Raw genomic sequence first — 6,736 nt, 5'->3', positions numbered from 1 at the left:
TTCGGTAGTTTTTTCATCGCTCCATCCTCTCAAAGGTTGGAGTCTCCGAGAAACCCGGGGCGGTTCAAAACCCCTGAAGAAACGCTTCAAATGCATCCCCTTCAGGACCTCCCTGAACAGGGTCGGCAACGATCGTCCAACGGGCCAAACACGCACCTTCCCCGGTAGCTTCAACAGTCATTGCCGCCCATAGGTTACTCACCGGTAAACTGGTGTGGATCAGTGACCAGGTCATGTACAGCGCCTGATCATCCCGGGAGTTCAGTTGTTCGATGGCCACGTTACCGTCCTTGAACAGTTTCCTTCGAACCGAGCCTGGCCCTTCCCCGGTGACTTCAATACTGTCCAGCGCGGGTATGAAGGCTTGGAAACCACCAAAATTCCCGACCACAGCCCATACGCTGGCTGCATTACCGGGGACATCCACGGTTGAAACCACTCGGCACGACACCGGGTTGCGGATAAGGGTGTCGGGCTTCAGATTACTGTGAAGTGTGCTCATGTGTTTCTCCATTTACGTCAGTGGGGTATCAATTCAGATGAAGCCGATTTCTTTCAGGTAATCGCAGCCCTTGCGCAGCAGCTCAGGGCTTTTCTGGGGGTAATGCCCGCCCATACGGTGAATACCGCTGAGGGTGTTGCGGTACTCGATCATCGAGATGTCGCCGATGTCTTCTTCAAAACCGTCGAGATAGAAACCCAGCACGCCAAATAAAGCGTTCTGGCTGTCGACACGGCTGAGTTGGGCCTGCCATTGCTCGACGCTGACCAACTCGAACTGAGGGCCTGCTCCGCGGAAGGCTTCCACATAGTTATTCCAGCTCAAGGGCTCGGGGTTATGCAGGTTGAACACAGCGTGTTCCGGTTGATAGCGACTGGCATGGAAGCCGATGAAGCGTGCCAGGAAGTCCACCGGCATCAGGTCGAAGTTGATAGCGAACGCCGGAACCTGACCCAGTTGCAGCGAGCCCTTGAGCATCAGCATCAGGCGGTTTTTATGCGGCTGGCATACGCCGGTGACGCTGTTGAACGCTATGTTGCCGGGCCGATAGATGTTCACCCAGGCACCTTGCTCGCGCGCGCGCTGCAGAACACGCTCAGCTACCCATTTGGACAGGTTGTAACCGTTCTTGATGTAGATCGGCGGGGTAGCGGCAGCGGGCTGTTCAAGCACATTGCCGGCAGCATCGACTGCACTACAGGCGGAAAGGGTCGAGACGAAGTTGAAGATCTTTTTGCTGCGCCCCTCACACAGCTTCAGGTATTCAAAGACCGGCGCAACATTGTCTTTGACGAGGGTTTCATAGTCCTGAACATGGTTCACATTGGCAGCGTTATGCACCAGCGCACCGAACTCGCTATCCAGTCGTTCATATACCGCTTCACTGAGACCCAGCCTGGGCCTTGTCACGTCAGCGGCGTAGACCTTCACGCGACTCAGGTCCAGATGATCCAGACGGTTTTCCCGCAGTGAATGCTCGAAACGCTGTTGTGCGCTTTGCCCCGCAGCTTCACGAACCAGGCAGGCGATCTCTGTCGCCCCCCAGTTCAACAGCGCTTCAACGATATGCACACCGAGAAAACCGTTGGCACCGGTGACAATTACCTTGTGAACATCACCCAACTGGCTGATGGGCAAAGTCGCCAGCGGGTTATTCGCATCGGCATCCAACAGTGCCTGCGCACTGATGGTGTAAGCCGAAGCACCATCGCTGTCGATCAGGCTGGCCAGTGTCAGGACGGTAGGTGCTTCTATAAAACGGTTGATTGGAATGCTGCGCCCAAACCGCTCACGAACCCCCAGCAACAGACGTGACAGCAGAATCGAATGACCGCCCAGATTGAAAAAGCTTTCGTCCGTAGAGATATCTTCTGACGGCAGTTCCAGCAGCTCGGCCCATAACGCCAGCAGCGCTTGCTCCTGCTCGGTCTGTGGCAGACGCCCCGTGCGTTGTCCGCTGAAGCTCAACGGTATTTCCAGAAGTGCCTTACGATCGACCTTGCCGTTGCTGGCAAACGGCAGACCGGGCAGCGTCGTGTACACAGCAGGATGCATGTAGTCAGGCAGCAGACGTTGCACATGCGCTCTCAACGCCTGTTCGTCATGCTCACGATACGGTTGAGCGAGAAATGCCAGAATGCGTCGCTGCCCGTCGATCACCACAGCCACCTGTCGATACAGCCCGCTGTCGCGCAAACAATGCTCGATCTCTTCCGGCTCGACCCGAAAGCCGCGAATCTTTACCTGATTATCGCGGCGTCCGCTCAGTACGATGCCATCAGCCGTCCACTTGGCGATATCGCCGGTGCGATAGGCCCGCAGTTGCTGTCCGTCCGGCTTGGTCAGCCACACATAGCGCTCGGCGGTAAGCGGGGGATTGTTTACGTAGCCCAGGCAAACACCAGGACCGACGATATACAGCTCACCCGGCGTTTGCTCCGCTACGGGCTGCAATTGCTCGTCGAGAATCCATGCCTGGCTGTTGGCAATCGGTCGTCCCAGATGCCGATTGCTGCTGGACGGCGTGAATTCACAGGCCGTGATTAACACGGTGGCTTCGGTGGGGCCATACAGGTTGTGGAAATGACACTGCCTGGTGAGCTGTGCAATCACATGCGGCTCACAGACATCACCCCCTGTCATGACATGCTCCAGTCCCAGAGGCTGATCCAGCGGCAGAATGCTCAACAGTGCCGGTGGCAGAAACGCGTGAGTGATGCCTTGTTGCAGCACGCTGACCAGTTGCAATGGATCGCGCCGCTGGTCTTCATCAGGCACCACCAGTTCGGCACCATTGAGCCAGGTGGGAAAAATGTCGATGATCGACGAATCAAAGCTCAATGTAGAAAACTGCAGCACCCGGCTCTGCTCGCGCAGGCTCACATACTCGGCGTACCAGGCAGTGAAATGGCTGAGGTTGCGCTGGCTGAGCAATACGCCTTTTGGCTGTCCGGTGGTGCCTGACGTGTACAGCGCCATGCAGGGCGCGTCCTGCGCGGCATGAACGCGCATGCCGGCTGAAACGGCATCCCCCATAGGCACCGCAGCAATATCCAGTGCCGGAAACTCCGCAGCGGCCAGTGGATGCGAGCCGTCTTGAAGCAACAGCATCGCTCCCGAGTTTTCCAGAATGTACTGCTGGCGCTGCAAAGGCTGGCCGGGATCAAGCGGCAGATAAACCGCACCGCAGCCCAGAATCGCCAGAATGCCCGCATACAACTCGGGTGACTTGGGCAGGCAGATGCCGATCACCGGAGGCGTGTCGGCTTTCGCAGACGCCAGCAAAGGCAGCAACAGGCGCTGAATGGCGATGCTGTGCGCGTGCAGTTCTCGATAGCTGAGCGTCTGATTGCGAACGGACAGTGCCGGACGTTCGGCAAACATCAGCAGCGCCTGTTCCAGCCGCTCGGTGATCGAGGTTTCAGCCCGCTTCAGCAGGTGTGATTGCTCTGTCTGATTCAGGCGATGCTCGAAGAGCAAATGATCAATCGCCTGCAAGCCATCCTGCCGGTCACTCTGAGCGGGTATTGAAGTAGGCAGACTGTTGAAATAATCATCGTTCCTGGACAATCGACTGACCTGCAACGCCACCAGCTCCACCATGCCTGCGACAGCCGCATCACGCAGTACACGGCCGTTGACTGACTCCTCGGCCGGCAGCCGCTCATGAGCGATCAGGCGTCGAACATTGGCCGGCCCATGCCAGCAGAGCAGCTCCAGGCGAGGCAGACCGTGCGCCAGCGCCGCGCTGAAGCCGACCCGCAGGCCTAGATGAGTGCCGTGGCCTCGTACCCCGCGAAGGTCCAGACTGCCGTCCTCGATCAGGACGCAACCGTCAGGCATCGTCAACGCATACAGCGCCTGCTGGTCAGACAGATGCCGCACGCCATGGCCGTGGTCCAGCAGCTCGGCATTCAGATCGCTCAGGGTCAGGCTGTGACCGATGAGCACAATCTCCAGGCGCTTCATTGCAGCGTCCCCTGAGTCGGCAGGTAGTCCGCCAGCGCACGCTGTACACAGGGATCGTCCAGCATCGAGCTGCTCTTGAAAAAGCGCATGATATTGGCGACCAGTGGGTGGTGGCGGTTGACTGGGAAACTCACGGCCCTGGTTTCATCCTTGAGCGCCTGCTTGATGGTGTCCGGCACCTGCAAGTGTTCGATCAGGGTGAAATCGAAGCCGTTCTGTATGTCATTGGTCAAATACTGAGCGATAAACACCGGCAGGATGCGCGCGATGGATTCCCGATCCTGCTCATCTGCGGTGTGCCAGTAGATTCGTACCAGCCGTGCCCAGAAACCCGAATGACGTCCCTCGTCCAGCAGATGGTCAGCCATCAGTCCCTTGACCGATTGCTTGACCGAGTCGTCCTTGGCGAACGCCGCCACGTCATTGGTCACGGTGTTTTCCGCTATAGCCACGCAGATCAGTTCAACTGCACTGCGCAGATGCTCCGGAGCCAGAGCCAGCGCGGTGGGTATGGCCCGGCTGAGTTCGATTTCGTCAGGCAGCTGGATAGGCTCGATGCCCGTCAGCGCGATGGTCTGTTGCATGAAGTCCATCGCCACCAGCGCGTGATAGTCCTCGTCGACCACCACTGTCATCGCGTCATAGCGGCAGGCAAACGGGAAGCGAATCGTGAAGTTGTCCTTGGCGATACTGCGTGCGGTCTTGTCGACGATCTCGGTTTCAAAGATCACCACATCGTTGATGAACTTATAGAGGCTCTGCACCAGTGCGTAATCGCGCAAATGCGCGCACTCGCGGGTAAACGTGTCACTGAGCACCAGCGGCTGACGGCTGAGGGGGTAGATCAGTTTTTCATCGTTCTCGACCATTCTGCGCGGACGAGTACGAATGGTGGCGCGGCCTTCCCACGCATCGATGAACGACGTGTAGTCTTCTGCTTTCATGATGTCTTCCTTGTAAAGGCTTCAGGGTGTTGCGAGCGGTTGTTACGCACTGGCCTGCATCAATGGCGCGCGCATGCTCATGCGCAGCGTGTCCCATAGCCGGACCCTGCTTTCCACCGCTGCGATGGCCGCCTGATACACCTCTCGTTCACGCTGCGCGTCGCCGCCAATCAGACGGGCCAGCAACTGTTCCGCTGCCGGGCCGTGGTCCTCGGAGTCCACTTCGATGTGGCGCTCCAGGTAGTAACGGAAGGTGGGTGCCTGTTCGACGGTGATGCCCCAGTCGTCGAGGATGCTCTGGAACATCTGTGGGATGACGCTTTCGCGCCCGTGCAGAAACGCCGCAGCAACGCTGTGTGCCGGCGCATGAAGGGCAGTGTCGAGGGTGTGCGTCACGAATGCCGATGCGGCCTGACCTGCGTTGACCCGTTGCAGGGCCGTTGTGTAATGCAGGCCCTGCTGCTGCAGCTGGATGAAACGCTCGATCTGTAACGTGCTCGCGCCAATCTCGCGCATGGCGTCCAGGTACAGCTCGAAGTGGCTGTAATGACCTGAATCCAATCGGTCGTCGGACTCTTCCCCCAGCACGATCTCGTTGATCAGGCGGGCGGCGCAGGCATCGGTCGGGGGCAGCCACGGCAGTTGCGTGCAGGTCAGTTCCTGTTGCAGACGTTTGGTCAGAGACATGAAATCCCAGACGGCGAATACATGGGTTTCCATAAAGCGTCGCAATACGCCCAACGTCGTGATTTCGGCAAAGATCGGGTGACGGCTAAGTTCAACTTTCTTTTGGTCGAGCAGCGTTTTCTCACAATGCATGGTGATGTCCCTATGGTCATGGTAGCGGTAGGTGGCAGTACAGTTATTCGAAGTTTTAACGTGTCGCCCGTGCAAGGTGAATGTGATGAAAGACCTGAATGCAAGGCAAACAAAGGCCTGAAGGCAGAGGCGATAATTCGCCGAAACTGCACGTCGGTTATAGCCATTCAAGAGCGCCCATAACTTCAACTTGCCGGGCTATAGCCCTTATGGATTGCGGCTTTGAGTCCGGCTGCCGTCAATTGCGCTGACGGCGAAGAAAACTTAAAACAAATTTAATGCAGTGCGCAATTCTTTTTTAATAATATTTAAGTTGTTGTTTTTGTGGTGTGTAAGTTGCCATATAAAACACGTGGAATATGTTTTATAGGGACGCAGGCAACCCTTCCGACTGATTGAGTCAGAATTATCAATAATGAGTGAATGCCTCACTCAGCGTTGCCGTTATGCTGAATAATCAGGTGCCTGGGTTTTTTAATGGGCAATGTTGGAAATGACTTCCAATGTCGATTTGCCCCGTTCAACAACTCCTTGTTCATTGGGTTCAAATGAACACAGAACTGCTCCGGTGCTGCGTGGACAGTTCAGCCGTAGCCAGAGAACACCCTCAGGTTGATTCTTCTGGGCCTCGCCCGAGTTTGCCTGATTCCTGTGTCGGGCCACTCGGCAGATCAGGAAAATAGCTATAAAAACGCCATGCCAGGCGTCGGGCCTGACCGGTGTTGAAGGTCGGTTGGGAAAGCGCGGGGGAAGTGCGAGCGGCTAATCTGCAGGCGTCATGCCATTGCCTGGTGGATTAGCCGTCTCAATGATTCAGGCGGGGGTTTTCTTTGCTGTACGGGCCGGTTTGGCGTTGATGGCCTTGTTGCTGCTCAGGTACTGGGTGACGGCCTGCACGCCGCGGTTGAGGTGGTGCTGCAGCGCTTCGACGGGAGTATCAGTTTTTTTGTGTTCGGGCTGGTTAGGGCCTGCCGTCAGGCAGGCCCTTGTTTTACCAGCTCGG

At 57.0% G+C, this 6,736-nt stretch carries 4 protein-coding genes and 1 pseudogene; all 5 read right to left on the bottom strand.

Annotated elements, in window-relative coordinates; translation table 11 throughout:
- Nucleotides 1–64 precede the first annotated feature (64 nt).
- On the bottom strand, nt 65–502 hold the full coding sequence (locus AO277_RS09175) for an SRPBCC family protein (RefSeq protein WP_044319969.1): 438 nt from the start codon (nt 500–502) through the stop codon (nt 65–67).
- A gap of 33 nt (nt 503–535) precedes the next feature.
- On the bottom strand, nt 536–3,970 hold the full coding sequence (locus AO277_RS09170) for a non-ribosomal peptide synthetase (protein ID WP_044319968.1): 3,435 nt from the start codon (nt 3,968–3,970) through the stop codon (nt 536–538).
- Nucleotides 3,967–4,914: a diiron oxygenase gene (locus AO277_RS09165; RefSeq protein ID WP_044319967.1), complete on the bottom strand. Its 948-nt coding sequence runs from the start codon at nt 4,912–4,914 to the stop codon at nt 3,967–3,969. The genes AO277_RS09170 and AO277_RS09165 overlap by 4 nt, the downstream gene beginning before the upstream one ends.
- A 42-nt stretch (nt 4,915–4,956) precedes the next feature.
- Complete coding sequence (locus AO277_RS09160; RefSeq protein WP_005734794.1) at nt 4,957–5,733, bottom strand: DUF3050 domain-containing protein; 777 nt, start codon at nt 5,731–5,733, stop codon at nt 4,957–4,959.
- An 813-nt stretch (nt 5,734–6,546) separates the two neighbouring features.
- Nucleotides 6,547–6,736 (bottom strand): annotated as a pseudogene (locus AO277_RS29035) (hypothetical protein); the annotation flags it as partial.

This window comes from Pseudomonas amygdali, from assembly GCF_002699855.1.
Classification (GTDB): domain Bacteria; phylum Pseudomonadota; class Gammaproteobacteria; order Pseudomonadales; family Pseudomonadaceae; genus Aquipseudomonas; species Aquipseudomonas amygdali.
The sequence above is the reverse complement of the archived record's forward strand: the minus strand, read 5'-3'. Positions and strand labels throughout refer to the sequence as shown.

Coding starts and splice junctions, on each gene's coding strand:
- AO277_RS09175 (WP_044319969.1), bottom strand. CDS start 502: ATGAGCACACTTCACAGTAATCTGAAGCCCGACACCCTTATCCGCAAC.
- AO277_RS09170 (WP_044319968.1), bottom strand. CDS start 3,970: ATGAAGCGCCTGGAGATTGTGCTCATCGGTCACAGCCTGACCCTGAGC.
- AO277_RS09165 (WP_044319967.1), bottom strand. CDS start 4,914: ATGAAAGCAGAAGACTACACGTCGTTCATCGATGCGTGGGAAGGCCGC.
- AO277_RS09160 (WP_005734794.1), bottom strand. CDS start 5,733: ATGCATTGTGAGAAAACGCTGCTCGACCAAAAGAAAGTTGAACTTAGC.